17 protein-coding genes are annotated in these 17,248 nt (G+C 55.4%); 8 read left to right on the top strand and 9 right to left on the bottom strand.

What is annotated here, in order from left to right:
- Positions 1-70: 70 nt before the first annotated feature.
- From ACIRQ6_RS12430 to ACIRQ6_RS12420, 3 genes are read right to left on the bottom strand one after another with little or no spacing between them, the layout of a single operon-like run.
- Entirely contained in the window at positions 71-1,852 is a 1,782-nt protein-coding gene (locus tag ACIRQ6_RS12430) for an SLC13 family permease (RefSeq protein ID WP_420860922.1), read from the bottom strand.
- A gap of 24 nt (positions 1,853-1,876) precedes the next feature.
- On the bottom strand, positions 1,877-2,251 hold the full coding sequence (locus ACIRQ6_RS12425; RefSeq protein WP_420860921.1) for a VOC family protein: 375 nt from the start codon (positions 2,249-2,251) through the stop codon (positions 1,877-1,879).
- A complete protein-coding gene (locus ACIRQ6_RS12420) occupies positions 2,248-2,616 on the bottom strand; it encodes a hypothetical protein (protein ID WP_420860920.1) in 369 nt (122 codons plus the stop codon). The genes ACIRQ6_RS12425 and ACIRQ6_RS12420 overlap by 4 nt, the downstream gene beginning before the upstream one ends.
- 144 nt (positions 2,617-2,760) lie before the next feature.
- On the opposite strand from ACIRQ6_RS12420, the gene ACIRQ6_RS12415 reads away from it, so the two are divergent.
- The 3 genes from ACIRQ6_RS12415 to ACIRQ6_RS12405 are packed head-to-tail and all read left to right on the top strand — an operon-like array spanning position 2,761 to position 5,394.
- Positions 2,761-3,504 (top strand): YebC/PmpR family DNA-binding transcriptional regulator, encoded by a 744-nt coding sequence (locus ACIRQ6_RS12415; protein ID WP_420860919.1) that lies wholly within the window; start codon positions 2,761-2,763, stop codon positions 3,502-3,504.
- Between the two features lie 7 nt (positions 3,505-3,511).
- On the top strand, positions 3,512-4,513 hold the full coding sequence (locus tag ACIRQ6_RS12410) for an NADPH:quinone reductase (RefSeq protein WP_420860918.1): 1,002 nt from the start codon (positions 3,512-3,514) through the stop codon (positions 4,511-4,513).
- A 5-nt stretch (positions 4,514-4,518) separates the two neighbouring features.
- Positions 4,519-5,394 (top strand): DMT family transporter, encoded by an 876-nt coding sequence (locus tag ACIRQ6_RS12405; RefSeq protein WP_420860917.1) that lies wholly within the window; start codon positions 4,519-4,521, stop codon positions 5,392-5,394.
- Between the two features lie 5 nt (positions 5,395-5,399).
- Here the strand turns inward: ACIRQ6_RS12405 and ACIRQ6_RS12400 are convergent, their stop codons facing one another.
- Positions 5,400-6,491 (bottom strand): isocitrate/isopropylmalate dehydrogenase family protein, encoded by a 1,092-nt coding sequence (locus tag ACIRQ6_RS12400; protein WP_420860916.1) that lies wholly within the window; start codon positions 6,489-6,491, stop codon positions 5,400-5,402.
- A gap of 10 nt (positions 6,492-6,501) precedes the next feature.
- Complete coding sequence (locus ACIRQ6_RS12395) at positions 6,502-7,173, bottom strand: GntR family transcriptional regulator (RefSeq protein ID WP_420860915.1); 672 nt, start codon at positions 7,171-7,173, stop codon at positions 6,502-6,504.
- A 178-nt stretch (positions 7,174-7,351) separates the two neighbouring features.
- On the opposite strand from ACIRQ6_RS12395, the gene betI reads away from it, so the two are divergent.
- The 4 genes from betI to betA are packed head-to-tail and all read left to right on the top strand — an operon-like array spanning position 7,352 to position 12,579.
- The gene (gene betI / locus ACIRQ6_RS12390) at positions 7,352-7,921 is read left to right on the top strand and encodes a transcriptional regulator BetI (protein ID WP_420860914.1); all 570 of its coding nucleotides are present in this window, start codon (positions 7,352-7,354) and stop codon (positions 7,919-7,921) included.
- Position 7,922: 1 nt separating this feature from the next.
- On the top strand, positions 7,923-9,428 hold the full coding sequence (gene betC / locus ACIRQ6_RS12385) for a choline-sulfatase (RefSeq protein ID WP_420860913.1): 1,506 nt from the start codon (positions 7,923-7,925) through the stop codon (positions 9,426-9,428).
- A gap of 38 nt (positions 9,429-9,466) precedes the next feature.
- On the top strand, positions 9,467-10,924 hold the full coding sequence (betB, locus tag ACIRQ6_RS12380; protein WP_420860912.1) for a betaine-aldehyde dehydrogenase: 1,458 nt from the start codon (positions 9,467-9,469) through the stop codon (positions 10,922-10,924).
- Positions 10,924-12,579: a choline dehydrogenase gene (betA, locus tag ACIRQ6_RS12375; protein WP_420860911.1), complete on the top strand. Its 1,656-nt coding sequence runs from the start codon at positions 10,924-10,926 to the stop codon at positions 12,577-12,579. The genes betB and betA overlap by 1 nt, the downstream gene beginning before the upstream one ends.
- Before the next feature lie 12 nt (positions 12,580-12,591).
- On the opposite strand, the gene ACIRQ6_RS12370 is transcribed toward betA, so the two are convergent.
- The gene (locus ACIRQ6_RS12370) at positions 12,592-12,969 is read right to left on the bottom strand and encodes a hypothetical protein (RefSeq protein ID WP_420860910.1); all 378 of its coding nucleotides are present in this window, start codon (positions 12,967-12,969) and stop codon (positions 12,592-12,594) included.
- Between the two features lie 147 nt (positions 12,970-13,116).
- Between ACIRQ6_RS12370 and ACIRQ6_RS12365 the strand changes: the two genes are divergently transcribed.
- Positions 13,117-13,767, top strand: a complete 651-nt coding sequence (locus ACIRQ6_RS12365; protein WP_420860909.1) for a thermonuclease family protein — start codon at positions 13,117-13,119, stop codon at positions 13,765-13,767.
- Here the strand turns inward: ACIRQ6_RS12365 and ACIRQ6_RS12360 are convergent.
- The 3 genes from ACIRQ6_RS12360 to ACIRQ6_RS12350 all read right to left on the bottom strand — a co-directional run bounded on the left by ACIRQ6_RS12360 (position 13,764) and on the right by ACIRQ6_RS12350 (position 17,247).
- Positions 13,764-14,582: an alpha/beta hydrolase gene (locus ACIRQ6_RS12360; RefSeq protein WP_420860908.1), complete on the bottom strand. Its 819-nt coding sequence runs from the start codon at positions 14,580-14,582 to the stop codon at positions 13,764-13,766. The genes ACIRQ6_RS12365 and ACIRQ6_RS12360 overlap by 4 nt on opposite strands.
- Positions 14,579-15,958, bottom strand: coding sequence for a helix-turn-helix domain-containing protein (locus tag ACIRQ6_RS12355; protein ID WP_420860907.1), 1,380 nt, complete (start codon positions 15,956-15,958; stop codon positions 14,579-14,581). Before ACIRQ6_RS12355 ends, ACIRQ6_RS12360 begins: the two co-directional genes overlap by 4 nt.
- Positions 15,959-16,023: 65 nt before the next feature.
- Positions 16,024-17,247: a multidrug effflux MFS transporter gene (locus ACIRQ6_RS12350; protein ID WP_420860906.1), complete on the bottom strand. Its 1,224-nt coding sequence runs from the start codon at positions 17,245-17,247 to the stop codon at positions 16,024-16,026.
- Position 17,248 lies beyond the last annotated feature (1 nt).

The following is a 17,248-nucleotide window of genomic DNA, read 5'->3' as shown; positions in this document are numbered from 1 at the left end:
GGTCTGGGGGGCTTTGCCCCCTCGGCGCTACGCGCCTCACCCCCAGAGTATTTGAGGAAAAAAGAAACCTTTACAGCGGCCAAAAGATCAGGATCGAGGGGATCGAGACAGCGACAACGAGGATTTCCAAAGGCAGGCCCATACGCCAGTAGTCGCCAAATCCGTAGCCGCCGGGGCCGAGGATCAGCGTGTTGTTTTTGTGGCCAATGGGTGTAAGGAACGCGCTGGAAGCAGCGATGGCCACGGCCATAAGAAAGGGGTCGGGTGAAACGCCCAGGCTTTGCGCCATTTGGATGCCCACTGGGGCGGCCACGATTGTAGTGGCGGTGTTGTTCAGCACATCCGAGAGCGTCATGGTTACGATCATGAGCACAGTCAGGATCGCCCAAGCGGGAAGGCCTTGAGTGAGGCCCACCAAGGTGCCTGCAATGAGTTCTGTACCGCCTGAGGTCTCTAAGGCTGCCCCAAGCGGGATCATAGAGCCGAGAAGGACCACCACGGGCCAGTTGATGTGATCGTAGACCTCGGCTAGCGGAATGATCTTGGTCAGCACGAATGCCACAACCACAAGGCCCAAAGCGATGGGCAGATAGATCAACCCGATGCTGGCCGCAGCCACGGCGGCGGCGAACAGGCCAATGGCCAGCCAGACTTTCTTGTCTTCTGTCACAGCCAAACCGCGATCCGCCAAAGGCAGGCATCCTAGCCATTCGGTTACATCGTCGGCGCTGTCCATGGGCACCAGCAGCAAAAGGATATCGCCAGTGTGGACCACGGTTTTGCGCACTTGGCTTTTGATCTTTTTGCCTTGGCGCGACATGCCCATCATAACCGTGCGTTGACGCCATGCCAGGCCAATGGATTGGGCCGTTTTGCCATTGATGCGGGACTGGTCTGTGACCACCACTTCGATGACGGTCAGGCCGTCGCCCTCGGCCCGCAACAGCTCCTCGCGCTTGGCATCACTAAAATCGAGGCTGAGAGCGGCGCGAAATTCATCCAGTGCGTCCGGGGTTGCCTCAATCACCAGTGCGTCTTCGTCTTGGATGATCGTGTTTTGCGAGGTGCCGTAGCGGCGCTTTCCCTCGCGCACGAGGCCGAGGATCGCGACATCGGCTTTGTCAGCGGCCTCGTAAAGTTCGCGCACGCGTTTGCCCACGTGTTTCGAACCAGCGGGTACAGTGAGTTCGGCGATGTATTCGGCGTAGTCGGCCATGGGATCGCTGTTTTGATGATCGCCTGTGCGCACCGGGATCAGCCGCCAGCCGATAAAGGCTACAAAAATCAAGCCTGCGATTGCCGTCACTCCACCGACAGGAGCGAAATCAAACATCTTGAAAGGCGCGCCAAGGCTTTCTTCGCGAATGCTGGCGATGATGATATTGGGCGGTGTACCGATCAGTGTGACCATACCCCCGAGGATCGTCGCAAAGCTGAGCGGCATCAGGCTGAGGCCCGGGGCGCGGCCCGCTTTGCGCGCGGTTTGAATATCAACAGGCATCAGCAGCGCCAAGGCGGCTACGTTGTTCATAAAGGCCGACAAAATGCCACCAATGGCCCCCATCAGGGCAATATGCGCCCCCAGTTTACGCGAGGCATCCACCAAGGTGCGGGTGATCAAAAATACGGCCCCTGAGCGGACCAAACCGGCAGACACGACCAACACCAATGCAACCACCAACGTTGCGGGATGGCCAAACCCTGCAAATGCATCCTTTGTGGGGACCACGCCAAGGACAACACCCAGCATGAGGGCAGTGAATGCCACGATGTCGTAGCGAAACTTGCCCCATAACAGCATGCCAAAGACGGCGCCAAAGAGCGAAAACAGGATGATTTGATCAGGTGTCATGACCCTAGATGTAGCGGGGCCGGATCAGGATGTGGAGGGGGAAATGGCCGTGCCAAAAAGCAATAAGCAAAAATCGGGATCATGCACGTGAAACTCGCGCTGAGCGTAGGGTTGATCAAAGGGTGCGCGCACACGTCCCTTGGGCAGCAGATCGAGCTGTGGTTTTAGTTGCTTGTAGACGGCGTCCACGTCATCGCAATCCAGATAGATCATCTGCTCACCACAATCGGCGTCTGGATCCACTTCGATCACGCGGAGGCCTTTACCATTCCTTTGCACAAAGGCGTAATTGTCGGCGTGGAAGGTGCAGGTAAACCCGAGGGCCTTTTTATAAAACGTCAGGCTCGTCTGCAAAGACCGGGTAAAGACAAAGGGTGTTATTTGAATGATCTTGCTCATCCATAAAGTATGTCCGCACAAGCGCCCAGTGTCACCAAATGAAGCGCTGCGATGGCTAAATTCGCTTTCACCACTGGGTTATGTAAGCCAACCGCTGGCCATGTGGCGAGTTTGTAGAGGCATTGGAACGGCAGCAAGATTGCCGTGATGCCCAACAGCCAATCCTTCTTGTCTAGTATCACAACCGACAAAAGGGCGATGATGCTGGCTGCTGCAATTGCCCCATAAAGGCAGGCCAAGATGCGCCGCGCTGGACTGTCCGCGCCATAGGCAGGATCCATTGACGTGCCATTGAGCAAAGCAAACGGTAAGGCCCCGGCCACAAGAACATTCACCAGCAAAGAAACCAAGATCAGTGCGTCCATACTGGCCAAGCTAGTTCCTAGGGCGCAAAGTCCACAGCCCACGCTCAATATCCTTTGGGCAAATGCGGCGCAGGGATTGTCCTTGCCCTGCGATGCCCTTTATAGATGGCTCAACTTATCTGAATTCAATGACGGAGGCGACCGATGGCGGGCCACTCAAAATGGGCAAATATTCAACACCGCAAAGGGCGTCAGGATAAACTGCGATCCAAACTGTTCTCGAAACTGTCAAAAGAGATCACAGTGGCCGCTAAAATGGGCGATCCGGATCCTGACAACAACCCGCGCCTGCGCTTGGCGGTAAAAGAAGCGAAGTCAAATTCGGTTCCAAAGGATGTGATCGATCGCGCGATCAAAAAATCGGCACAGGGCGAAGGCGATAACTATGACGAGATCCGCTATGAAGGCTATGGCCCCAATGGTGTGGCCGTGATCGTCGAAACAATGACAGACAACAAGAACCGGACGGCCTCGACGGTGCGGTCAACGTTCACCAAGAACGGCGGAAACTTGGGCGAGACAGGCTCGGTTGGGTTCATGTTCGACCGTAAAGGCGAAGTCACCTATGGCGCGGATGTAGGCGACGCGGACACCGTGATGATGGCCGCGATCGAGGCGGGCGCAGAGGATGTAGTCTCCTCGGATGAAGGGCACACGATCTATTGTGCTGACACGGATCTGAATGCGGTTTCTACCGCGCTGGAAGCCGCATTGGGTGAATCTGAGAGCACCAAATTGATCTGGAAACCGTCCATGACCACAGAAATGGATCTCGACAGCATGACCAAGCTGATGAAATTGGTCGATGCGCTGGAAGACGACGATGACGTGCAGCGCGTGACCACAAACTTTGAAGCCAGCGATGAGGTCTTGTCGCAACTGGAGTGATCCTGAGATGATTAAGTCGATTGTTGCGACGGCCCGTGGGGCCGCAAAAGATGTGCTGCGCGTGGAACAGATTGATGCGCCGGTTCCTATGGCGGGTGAGGTCTGTGTTCAGGTCAAAGCTGTTGGCGTGAACCCTTCTGATGTAAAGCTGCGTGTTGGCGCGCAGGGTCCCATGGTCGCAGATCAGGTGGCAATCCATAACGACGGGGCCGGTGTGATCACGGCTGTGGGGGACGGTGTTGATCCTGCGCGTGTTGGTCAGCATGTCTGGCTTTATCAAGTAAACCGGACCGACGATGGCATGGGGCAGGGGCTGCGCGGAACGGCGGCTGAAGTGACTTGTGTGCCATCGGCGGAAGCGGTTGCAATGCCGCAAACTGTCGACTTTGAACTGGCCGCCTGTCTTGGCGTGCCTGCGATGACGGCCCACCGGGCGCTGTTTTGTTTTGGGGATGTGGCTGGACAAACTGTGTTGGTCACTGGTGGTGCAGGCTCTGTTGGCGAGTTGGCTGTTCAGATGGCAGCCGATGCTGGGGCGACTGTTATCACCACCGTCAGCAGCGATGAAAAAGCTGAGATCGCTAAAGCCGCCGGTGCTGCGCATATCATCAACTACCGGACCGAAGACCTTGAACAGCGGTTGATTGAAATAGCTGGGCAAAACGGGTTGGACCACGTGGTTGATGTGGATTTTGCAGCACATATTGGCCTAACACCGCAGGTTTTGCGCCGCAACGGGACGATTGCGGCCTATGCCAGCGGCAGTAATCTGACCCCAACCATTCCTTATGGGCCGGTCATGTTCAACAACACTGGCCTTCAATTGGTGTTCGTCTACGGCATGCCGCAACCCGCCAAAGATGCAGCCATTGCCCACATCACAGACATGCTGGAACGAAACGCACTTCGGCCAACTATTGCAGCACGTTTTGCGTTAGAGGATGTGGTATCAGCCCATGAAGCCGTCGAAGCAGGTCAGTTGCTGGGCAATGCTGTGTTGACAGTCTAGCCCGCGTGTCAGGATCCTCTCCGACCAAAGGTGTGTTTTGGATGCTGACGACGGGTATTTTATTCGTCGCAGTCACTGCAGTGGTCAAGTTTCTGGACGGTGCAGTCCCGGCAGCCCAAGCGGCATTTTTGCGCTACCTGTTGGGTTTGGTCTTTGTCATTCCGATGATCAGACCGATTATGGACGCGCGCCTTACACGGCGGCAATGGCAGCTGTTTGGACTGCGGGGCGTGGCCCACACCCTTGGGGTGTCGTTATGGTTTTACGGAATGGCGACGATCAGCATCGCTGAGGTCACGGCGATGAATTACCTCTCGCCAGTCTATGTTACCTTGGGTGCGGCCCTGCTTTTGGGCGAGACTTTGGCGGTGCGCCGGATCATGGCGATTGTGGCGGCTTTGGTCGGGGCGCTGATCATCCTGCGCCCCGGATTCAGAGAGCTCGAGCTAGGCCATTTGGCAATGCTGGGAACCGCACTGATGTTTGCCGTGGGCTATTTGGTGGCCAAGATAATGGCGGATGAGGTCAGCCCAACAGTGGTCGTGGGCATGCTGTCCATTACCGTAACAATCGGGTTGCTGCCGCTGGCCGTGGCGGTTTGGGTCACTCCGACGCTGTCCCAGTTGGGGTGGCTCTTTTTGGTCGCTTGTTTGGCCACTGCAGGGCACTACACGATGACCTTTGCTTTCGCTGCAGCGCCGCTCACAGTCACCCAACCCGTCACGTTTTTGCAATTGGTTTGGGCTGCGGCATTGGGCGCTGTATTCTTTGGCGAGCCCGTTGATCCATGGGTGGTCGTGGGGGGCACATTGATCGTGAGTGCGGTGGTGTTCATCACCCTGCGCGAGGCGCAGATCAAACGTGCGACGCCCAAGGCCTAAACCTGCTACCAAACCCGCGATAACACTTCCGAAGTTACGGCCTTGGTGCCCATATCTCCACCGAATTCCATTGGCCGCAACGCATTGTCGGCAAAGCCTGCCTCAACGGCCGTGTCAATCAGACCTGCGGCATCTGCAAAGGCAGGCAAGTCGCAAGTATCTGCCAGATAATCCAACATAAGCGACGCGCTTAGAATGGCGGCCAGTGGATTGGCTTTGTCTTGACCCATGATATCTGGAGCAGATCCGTGAGCGGGCTGAAACAAGCCGATGGTGTCGCCAATCTCGGCGCAGGCCGCCATGCCCATCCCGCCGACCAAACCGCCTGCAAGATCGGACAAGATGTCGCCAAAAATATTCTCCATCACCATCACATCAAACGCCCAAGGCTGACGGACCAAATCCAAGGCCATCGCATCCACATAGTTGTAGGACGTTGGCACATCTGGAAAATCTGCCGCGGTTTCATCGAAAATCTTGCGAAAGAACGCCATTGATTTGAATACATTGGCTTTGTCGACGCAGGTTAACCGACCGGCTTTGCCACGGCTTTTACGTTTTTGGGCCAGTCGGAACGCAAACCGATGCAATTTCTCACTGATATCGCGGGTGACCAGCATTTTATCGATCACCGAAGTATCTGGCACCACATCGCTGCGATCATGGACGGCGGCCGAATAAAACAGGCCTTCGGTCGACTCGCGCAAGATCACCATATCAATGCCTGCCGCACGTGGATCGGCCAGCCGTTGCGGCGCATTTGGATAGGCTTTGACGGGCCGCACACCAGCATAAAGACCATACCGATCGCGCAACCGAAGGTGCGGTGAAATCTCGGTCCCATCAGGATAGCGCACACTGGGCAGACCGATGGCACCTAAAAATATCGCTTGGGCCTCGCCTGCTTTTTCTTCGCCATCCGGTTCGATATCCTGCCCCGTGGCCCTGTAATATTCAGCGCCTGCGTTAATGGTCTGAATGGCAAAATCGCAGTTGCATTTGGCGCAGGCAGCTTTGGCCACCACAATTGCAGCTTCTGACACGTCGACGCCGATGCCGTCGCCCTTAATTAGTGAAATTCGTGGGTCTGAGGACATAAGGCACCCTTTACAGTTGTAGCAAGTGATAGGTTTCAAGAATGCCGAGCAATTCGGTTGCGGCAGTTTTGCGATGCGATTTGAAGGCGCGGCGGGTGGCCCGGACGTTTCCTTCGGCCATATGTTGTAAAATATTGCGGTGATCTTGGGTTGATCGCACGGGCAGGGGGCGCAGGCGCAAAGTCACCATACGTGCACGATGCGCTTGATCATAAAGCGAGGTCACAAATCCGCGCATACGGCTGTTGCCATGCAGGTCAAGCAAAGTGCGATGGAACAGATCATCGGCTGCGGCCCAAGTCTCTAGATCCTTTTGCGCCAACGCATCTTCCATTTGGGTTGTGGCCGCACTGAGCGGGGCCAATTCCTCTGCTGAGGGGCTGCGCGCGGCAATCTGTGCAGCCGCCTCAGGCTCTAGCGTTGACAGAATTTGATAAATTTCGGCCATATCACTGGGTTTGATCGGCAAAACACGCACACCGCGCCGCGCCATCACGTCAACCAATCCTTCGGCTTCCAAGCGGATTAGGGCCTCGCGTACAGGCGTTCTGGACATGCCCAGTTCCAGCGCAATTTCTGGTTCAAGTGCTTGGTACCCAGGCGCTAGTTTTGCCTCTAGGATCATATGCTTAAGCCGCGCATAGGCGTCTTCCGTACGGGTTATTTTTGCGGTCTGTGCCATGGCGGTATCCCTAGCGCAAAATATGTCATTGAACAACAAAAAATATTTTAATGTATACATTAAAAGGGGCTGATTAATGCCGAGCCCAGAATATTTTTCATTCAGTTCATTTTCTTGATTGACTGGTCAATATAGGGCGGGCAAGCATGGCTCAAAATAATCGCATATGGGGGATGATATGCCAAAGCTTGGAATGGAGCCGATCCGGCGCGAAGCGCTTGTTCTGGCCACAATCACAGAGATTGGCGAACAGGGTACACTGGATGTGACCGTGAGCCAAATCGCCAAACGCGCGGGTGTCTCAAGTGGTTTGGCACATCACTATTTTGGTGGCAAAGACCAGATTTTCACAGCCGCCATGCGCCATATTCTGAAAGAATACGCCCGAGCCGTTGGCATGGCGATGAAGAGTAAGATCGGGCCACGCGACAGGGTAGAAGCAATCATTCGCGCCAGCTTTTCGGAAGAACAATTTGATCCGGTGCTAGTCAGTGCCTGGACAAATTTCTATGTGGCCTCGCAAACCTCCAAGGATGCCAAGCGCCTTTTGCGGATTTATCAAAGCCGTCTGTTGTCAAATTTGGCCTACGAGTTGCGTCCTTTGTTGGGTCACAAAGCCACCCATTGCGCCCAAGGCATCGCCGCCATGATTGACGGTCTTTATATTCGACGCGCGCTGGGTGACGACGGGATCGACCCTGCGCATCTGGTGCTGGCCTATCTGAATGCTCAGTTGGGAACACACTAGTATGACGCGTAACATCCTGATTTTTATGGTAGATCAGCTTAACGGTACTTTGTTTCCCGACGGTCCTGCGGATTGGTTGCATGCGCCTAACCTCAAGAGACTGGCAGCAAAATCCACGCGATTTCGCAATTGTTATACCGCCTCGCCTTTGTGTGCCCCCGGCCGTGCCTCATTTATGTCGGGTCAATTACCGTCGAAAACGCGGGTTTATGACAATGCTGCTGAATTTGCTTCAGACATCCCCACCTATGCGCATCATTTGCGCGGGGCTGGGTATTACACCTGTTTGTCGGGTAAAATGCATTTTGTGGGACCCGACCAGTTACATGGTTTTGAGGATCGTCTGACCACCGACATTTATCCCGCTGATTTTGGCTGGACGCCGGACTATCGCAAGCCCGGCGAGCGGATCGAGTGGTGGTATCATAATATGGGGTCCGTCACTGGGGCTGGTGTCGCCGAGATTTCTAACCAGATGGAATATGATGACGAAGTGGCCTACCACGCCACGCGCAAGATTTACGATCTGGCCCGTGGCAAGGATGACCGCCCGTGGTGTGTGACCGTAAGCTTTACGCATCCCCATGATCCCTATGTGGCCCGCAAGAAATACTGGGATCTATATGAGAATTGCGACCATTTGATGCCTGATGTGCCGGCGATGGACTACGCTGATCACGACCCCCATGCACAGCGCATCTTTGATGCAAACGACTGGCGGTCCTACGACATCACCGACGACCAGATCAAAACCGCCCGCCGTGCCTATTTCGCCAACATCAGCTATTTGGATGATAAAATTGGTGAGGTGTTGGAGGCGCTGGAAACCACTGGTCAAGACGCCACGATCCTCTTTGTGTCCGACCACGGTGATATGCTGGGTGAGCGCGGCCTTTGGTTCAAAATGTCCTTCTACGAGGGATCGGCCCGTGTGCCGATGATGATCAGCGATCCTGACATGGCGCCGGGTCTGATCAAAACGCCGGTCAGCAACATCGATTTCACGCCTACGGTCTGTGATTTGGTGGGCATCAGCATGGACGACGTCCAACCTTGGACTCAGGGCGAAAGCCTTGTGCCATTGGGCCAAGGCGGCACGCGCGACACACCCGTGGCGATGGAATATGCGGCCGAGGCGTCCTATGCGCCGCTGGTCTCCCTGCGCTATGGCAAATGGAAATTTAACCGCTGTAAGCTGGACCCGGATCAACTGTTCGATATGGAAAACGACCCCCATGAGTTGACCAATCTGGCAGACAATCCCGCCCATGCAGGAACCCTCGCGCAACTTCAGGCCAAAGCCGAGGCACGCTGGGATCTGGACCAATTCGATGCCGATGTCCGCCAATCCCAAGCCCGCCGTTGGGTTGTCTATGATGCCCTGCGCTCTGGCCAGTACTATCCGTGGGACTATCAGCCGCTGCAACAAGCGTCAGAACGGTACATGCGCAACCACATGAACCTCGATACTTTGGAAAACGAACAACGGTTTCCTAGAGGCGAATAACCCTTTTTCTTTTTTCAAATATCCCCGCCGGAGGCACAATGTCTTATCCAACTCAACCCACAGCCAGTCATTTTATTGATGGCAAATACGTCGAAGACACCGACGGCGGCCGCATTCCCGTGGTGTATCCCGCAACGGGCGAGGTGATCGCCACAGTTTATTCGGCAACCCCTGCGATTATCGACATGGCATTGAATTCTGCCAAACGTGCGCAAGTGCAATGGGCCAAAATGACGGGGACGGAACGGGGCCGTGTGTTGCGTCGTGCAGCCGAGATAATGCGCGAACGAAATCATGATCTGAGTGTTCTAGAGACCTATGACACAGGCAAACCCTACCAAGAAACCAGTGTTGTGGACGCCACCAGCAGCGCCGAAGCTTTGGAATATTTCGGCGGTTTGGCAGGATCCCTGACAGGAGAGCACATCCAATTGGGCGAGGATTTTGTCTACACCGTGCGCGAGGCGCTGGGCGTTTGTGTCGGCATTGGTGCATGGAACTACCCCACACAAATCGCGGGCTGGAAAGGTGCGCCTGCGCTGGCTTGTGGCAATGCTATGGTGTTCAAACCGTCTGAAACTACGCCACTTTGTGCGTTGAAAGTCGCGGAAATTCTGCATGAGGCAGGCGCACCTGCAGGGGTCTACAACGTGATCCAAGGCTTGGGGGATGTGGGGGCTGCTTTGGTCACGGACGACCGCGTCGACAAAGTGTCCCTTACCGGCTCGGTCCCTACAGGTCGCAAGGTCTACGCCGCCGCCGCTGCAGGCATCAAACACGTCACAATGGAATTGGGCGGCAAATCTCCGATCCTCATTTTCGACGATGCGGACCTGGAAAACGCGGTGTCGGGTGCCATATTGGGCAACTTCTATTCCACGGGTCAGGTGTGTTCCAATGGCACACGTGTTTACGTGCAAAAGGGCATCAAAGACGCCTTCGTCAAGCGCCTGTGCGAGCGGTTAAACGATGCAATCATCGGTGATCCAATGGATCCTGATACCAGCTTTGGCCCTATGGTCAGTGAACGGCAAATGAAGATTGTGTTGGATTATATCCAAATCGGTCAGGACGAAGGGGCAACACTGGCCTATGGCGGCAAGCGCTTGGAACAAGACGGATTTTATCTGCAACCCACTGTTTTCACCGATGTAACGGACGATATGCGCATAGCCCGGGAAGAGATTTTTGGCCCCGTCCTGTCCGTTCTGGAATTTGAGAATGAGGCTGAGGCCATCGCCCGCGCCAATGATACCGAGTTTGGTTTGGCCGCTGGTGTCTTTACTGCCGATCTGACCCGTGGCCACCGCGTGGCCGCTGCGTTTGAAGCAGGCACCTGCTATATCAACACGTATAATTTGGCCCCGGTTGAGGCGCCCTTTGGTGGCTCCAAAGCCTCGGGTGTGGGCCGCGAAAACTCGAAAAACGCGATCAATCACTACAGCCAAATGAAGTCGGTCTATGTGGCCATGGGCGATGTTGAGGCTCCGTTCTGATGCAGGCCGATTATGTCATTATCGGTGCGGGAAGTGCGGGCTGCGCCATGGCGTATAGACTGTCCGAGGCTGGTCATTCGGTGATTGTGATCGAGTATGGCGGGACTGATGCGGGCCCTTTGATCCAAATGCCAGCGGCCCTGTCCTATCCGATGAACATGCCGCTTTACGATTGGGGCTATCAGACCGAGCCTGAGCCGCATCTGGGTGGGCGCAAACTGGTGGCACCCCGTGGTAAAGTTATAGGTGGGTCGTCTTCGATCAACGGGATGGTCTATGTGCGCGGTCACGCAGGGGACTACGATCACTGGGCCGAAAGTGGCGCTGACGGCTGGTCCTATGCGGACGTTTTGCCATATTTCAAGCGGATGGAAAGCTGGGACGCCAATGGTCACGGCGGCGATCCTGAATGGCGCGGCAAAGATGGGCCGCTCCATGTGACACGCGGCCCACGCGCCAACCCATTGTTCTCGGCTTTTGTCGAGGCTGGGCGGCAGGCAGGTTATCAAGTGACCGACGACTATAACGGCCAACAACAAGAGGGCTTTGGCCCGATGGAGCAAACCGTGCACCAAGGCCGCCGTTGGTCTGCGGCCAACGCCTATTTGCGACCAGCACTCAAACGCGAAAACTGCACATTGGTCAAAGGTCTGGCGCGCAGAGTTATCATTGAAGAGGGCCGCGCCACGGGGGTCGAAATCGAGGCAGGCGGATCCGTGCAAACCATCGCGGCTAACCGTGAAGTCATCATCGCCGCAAGTGCGTTCAACTCGCCCAAGCTGCTGATGTTGTCAGGTATCGGCCCTGCTGCCCATCTGGCGGAATACGGGATAGAGGTCGTGGCGGATCGGGCGGGTGTGGGGCAAAACCTGATGGATCATCTCGAGCTCTATATTCAAATGGCCGCCTCCCAACCGATCACATTGTTCAAACATTGGAATCTGTTGTCCAAGGCCATGATCGGGGCGCAATGGCTGTTTATGAAAACCGGTCTTGGTGCGTCAAACCAGTTTGAAAGTGCCGCTTTCATCCGGTCCAAAGCTGGCGTGAAATATCCTGATATCCAATACCACTTCCTACCCATTGCCGTGCGCTATGACGGGCAGGCGGCGGCTGAGGGGCACGGGTTTCAGGCCCATGTGGGGCCTATGCGATCTGCCTCCCGCGGGGCCGTTACTCTTGGCAGTAATGACCCCAAAGTGGCGCCTAAGATTTTCTTTAACTACATGTCGCAGCCCCAGGATTGGGAAGACTTCCGCACCTGTATCCGCCTGACCCGCGAGGTGTTTGCCCAAGACGCGTTCAAACCATTTGTCAAACACGAGATCCAACCGGGACAAGCGCTGCAATCGGATGCTGAACTGGATGCCTTCATCGCCGAGCACGCCGAAAGTGCCTATCACCCCTGTGGCACCTGCAAAATGGGTCGTGCAGATGATCCCATGGTCGTGGTCGATCCAGAGTGTCGCGTCATTGGCGTGGAGGGGCTGCGCGTCGCGGATAGCTCGATCTTTCCGCGAATTACGAACGGCAATCTAAATGGGCCATCGATTATGACTGGCGAGAAAGCGGCGGATCATATCCTTGGCAAACGCCTACCCGCCAGCAATGACGCGCCTTGGGTGCATCCTAACTGGGAAACGGCGCAGCGGTAGTTCGGGTGCGTTCTAAATCGTCTCTGCTTGTTTCCAAACGCGAAATAGGGCTGCGCCAATGATACATTCAGTAAGGATCGCGACCAGAATTCCGTATCCTGCGATGCCGTAAATCAATTCGTAGATCCCTAAAACAGCCAAACCCAGCATCGCTGTGCTAACACCGGCACAAACAAAGGAAATAACCTCTGGGTTGGTCGTCTTTCTAGCAAGAAAGCAAATCACCGATAGGCCCAAAAAGAGCATTCCTGCGCGTTTTGCCAAAAAGTCGGCGCTGGGTTCTTGGTCAATCTGAAACAGCCAATAAAGCACATCCGGAGCAAAAATCAGCGTCAGGCAAAGGGTGAAAAACACGAGGGCAATGATGGTGCTAATGTTCTGAAATGTCATTCGTCGCCCAGTGTGTATGTAAAACCCAATCAATCGTACGCTCACCTTTAATGGGTCGGTGTTCTATGTGGTGAATGCGCACAGCGACGTTAATGATTAACAAACTCTTAAGTTGAAAATTTGAATTAACAGGGCGATATAAAGCCTATGTTAAGAATTTGTGCTCTCTTTGTTCTGGTCCTTTGCGCCAGCCCCGCCGCCGCCGATTTCATCGGTAAAGTCCACGTAATTGATGGGGACACCATTGATGTTGGCGACACTCGTGTCCGTTTGCACGGGATTGATGCGGTTGAATTGGCCCAGACCTGCACGGATGCGGATGGTGCCGATTGGGATTGCGGCAAATGGGTGCGCGCCGAAGTTGTCAAACGCGTCCAAGGCAAGCTGGCCACTTGTCAGCCAGTGGATCAGGATCGGTACGGTCGTGTCGTGGCCAAGTGTTTTGTGAATGGTCAAGACATCGCAGAAGGGCTGGTCAGCGAGGGTTTGGTCGGGGCCTATGCTAAATATTCCAGCGATTATCTGGCTGCCGAAAAAGGCGCTGCAGTTGCGGGGCGGGGCCTATGGTCCAGCACATCCATGCTGCCCTCAGAATTTCGCCTGACCCGGGTTAAGGGGCGCGTAGCCCCGGATGCAAACTGTACAATCAAAGGCAACATCAGTAAGTCTGGCAGGATTTACCACATGCCCCATAACCGTGATTACGCTCGAACCGGGATTAATCTTTCCAAGGGCGAACAATGGTTCTGTTCCGAACATGATGCACAGGCTGCCGGTTGGCGGCCTGCGTTCAATTAAGGACGCCCGTAGGTATCAATGAACCGCCACAGGGCTCTTTGAGCCGTCGGTTGCCATGTATTGATATGCCCAGCCCCTTGGACCGAGTGAAAGTTCTTTTCTGCTGAGGCAGCGAGGCCGTAGATTTTGCGTCCCATTGATTGTGGGATCAGTGCGTCCTTGGTGCCGTGGATCACCAACAACGGCGCTGTCAGTTTTGGCGCCATAACAGTGTTATCCCACGTGTCCTTCAAAACCTGCGGGATCACCGTGGCCAGTTGCGGGTAAAGCGTGCTGCCCACCTCGATCAAATTGGTGAATGGGGCCTCCAAGATTACTGCGGCTGGGGTCACATTTGACTGCGTTCCGATCAGATGCAAGGTCACTGCGCTGCCAATGCTTTCGCCGTAGATCACTTTGGGCGACGCGGGATCTGAATAGCTGTCGATGCTGGCCCATAGCTGAGCAGCACTTGCGATCATATTGTCCTGACTAGGGGTGCCTTGGCTACCAGACGAGCCGGAATAGGCCAAAGCCACCAGCCCGTACCCGCGGTCCAACATATAGCCAAACCGTTGTGCACGCTGAGCCAGATTTCCCGCATTGCCGTGAAAGTAGATGATTGTCGGTTTGCCGGGCTGTGCCGAGGCGGTCCAAACCACATGCATATTGTCGGCTGTGTAGAACTCTTTCCAAGTGACGTTTGACAGTCCAGCGTCTTGCGGTGCAACTGATGTGGGATCAAACGCATAAAGCGTCCAACGTTCCAGCGTGCTGAGCAACCATGTGCTGGAAAACCAAGCCAGCCCCGCAACCAATGCAAACCGCAGCATCATTGAACCTCATAGGGCAGAACACCGCGCGCGTTCTCATCCACGCTTAGCTTGCGTTCCAAGGGGGGGACCGACCGTTGATGGCAGTTTTTTCGCTCGCAAATCCGACAGGCGATGCCAATCGGTTCAAAGGCTGCGGGATTAGATGTGTCCATATTGTCCGCATAGACCAAAGCGCCTGCATGTTTGACCTCAACGCCTAAGCCGATTGCGTAGCGCTGGGTTGGCGCGTCAAAGGCTCCGCCCGATTTAGAGACATCGCGGGCCAGACAGAAATAACGATCCCCCTCGGGGGTTTCGGCCAATTGACGCAAAAAACGGCCAGGGGTCTCGAAGGCGCGGTGCACATTCCACAAAGGACAAGCGCCACCGAACCGAGCAAATTGCAGCCGCGTGGCCGAATGGCGTTTGGTGATCGTACCGGCCTGATCGACCCGCACAAAAAAGAACGGCAGACCTTTCGCACCGGGCCTTTGCAACGTCGACAGGCGGTGGGCCACTTGTTCAATCGAGGCCCCAAACCTGTCTGCCAAACGTTCCAGATCGTGGCGCGTTTCTGTGGCGGCTTGCAAGAACGCGCCGTAGGGCATCAGCGCGGCCCCAGCAAAATAATTGGCCAGCCCAATTTTGGCGATGGATCGTGCCTCTTCCGATTGGAATTTTGCAAAATCCAGTGTGGCCTCAAGCAAGGGCGCATAAAGCAAAAGCCCGACTTGCATCAGCGCTTGGAATTGCTGGGTCGCGGGTGTGGCGCGGTTTGACAGGGTCAGGACATTGGTTGCGGGATCGAAATGGCGCAGGGGGAGCGTGTCTGCGATTTGGATTTGAACGCCGTGATCTGCCAAGCGCCGGGTGGCCGAGCTGCCGGAATTGGCAAAGGCTTCGGCGGCGTGGTCCACAGCATCAATGTAGTTGTCGCAATAGTGGAAGAAATCCCGGACCTCTTCCCATGGGCTGAATTGACTGCGCGCGGCATTGCGTCCCAAGGCCTCGTTCAGAGCTGCCAATCGTTCAGTGCTGTCGCGGTAGGCGCGGTGCAGATCCAGAAAGGCGCGGGCCAAAACAGGGGCATTTGACGCAGTCAGTTGCAGATCGGCCAGCTGCGGCGGACCGTCTGCAAAGACCGGATCACTGAGGGCCTCGCGCATATCAATGACCAAACGTTCCGCATCGCCCGAGCTGAGTTCGGTAACGTCAAACTCGAACTCAGTGGCCAGTGCCAACACCACTGCTGTGGACACGGGCCGGTTGTTGTTTTCCATTTGATTGAGATAGGGCAGAGAAACACCCAAGCGTTCGGCAAAGGCCTTTTGGGTCAATCCGGCGCGATTGCGTGTTTCACGCAGCTTCACCCCAGCAAAGAGTTTTTGAACAGCCATGAGGCACCTTTGCAGTTATTCAAAGGCAAGTTTACAGGTGCAAAGATACTGCTGCAACCTGACAGTTAAGGGGTGGCTTGCTGTAGATGGCTGGCGCGGCGCATGACGTATTGAATGGCAAACCACGACAGGATCGATGTGACCAACATCAAGATCTGCAACGGTATTTCAGAAGTCCCGCCCTCCAAAACAACGCCCGACAACACGGACAAAGCCGCTCCGCCGCCGATCAAGCAGGCGCTGCCAAGGCCCGAGGCTGTGCCAGCCAATTTGGGCCTGACCGACAAAAGCCCGGCCGTGGCATTGGGCATCAACAGGCCGTTGCCCAATCCAACGCTGAGGCAAAACCCAAAAAAGACCAAAGGATGTGACAGTCCAAGTAAGCTCAGGATCAGGGAAATGGCCATCCCAAAGCATGTCACATAGGTCCCTGCAAGGATCATGCGATTGATCCCAAACCGCGCAGAATACCGTCCTGTGATAAAGTTCCCTGTGGCATAACCCACCGCTGGAATGCCAAAACCCATGCCAGCCTGCTGCGGGGTCAGGGCGAACACTTCGGTCGCGACGTAGGGCGCCCCGCCCAAAAATGCGAAAAACGCGCCCGACGCAAAAGCAGCGCAAGCCACATACCCCCAAAAGCGGCGCGCACGCAGCAACTCGGGATATTCGCGGAACTGTTCGACAAAACTGGTGGCAGTGGCGGTATTGGTTTCGCCTTGATCAAAGAACGTGATGATCCAGACGATCAGGCCGCAACCGATCAAAAAGACAAAAGTCGCTTGCCAATTGAACCAGTGATCCAGTGTTCCTCCGATGGCAGGTGAAATCATTGGGACCAAAGCCATGCCCATGGTCACATAGCCAATCATCGATGCGGATTGATTGGTGGGGACAATGTCGCGCACAATTGCGCGGCTTAAAACCATGCCAACGGCCACAGCCCCTTGCAGCATGCGAAACACCAAAAACATCTCTGCGCTGGTCGACAGAAGGCATCCAACAGAGGCGCAAAGGAATATCGCCAGCGATATCAAGACAGTAGGGCGGCGGCCATAGCGATCTGCGAAGGGGCCGACGACCAATTGCACGACGGCCGTGATCGCCAGATACAGCGAAACCGATAACTGCATCACTGCATATTCCGTATCGAAATAGGTCGTCATCCGCGGTAGTGATGGCAAGAACACGGACATGTTCATAGCTCCAATTCCCGCAAGCAGGATCAAGGTCGCAATGTGCGGCGGTGTCGTTCGATCCAAAAACCGGGATTTGATGTGGCGCGTCATG

This window comes from Algirhabdus cladophorae, from assembly GCF_044772865.1.
In the GTDB taxonomy this organism is placed as follows: domain Bacteria; phylum Pseudomonadota; class Alphaproteobacteria; order Rhodobacterales; family Rhodobacteraceae; genus Algirhabdus; species Algirhabdus cladophorae.
The sequence above is the reverse complement of the archived record's forward strand: the minus strand, read 5'-3'. Positions and strand labels throughout refer to the sequence as shown.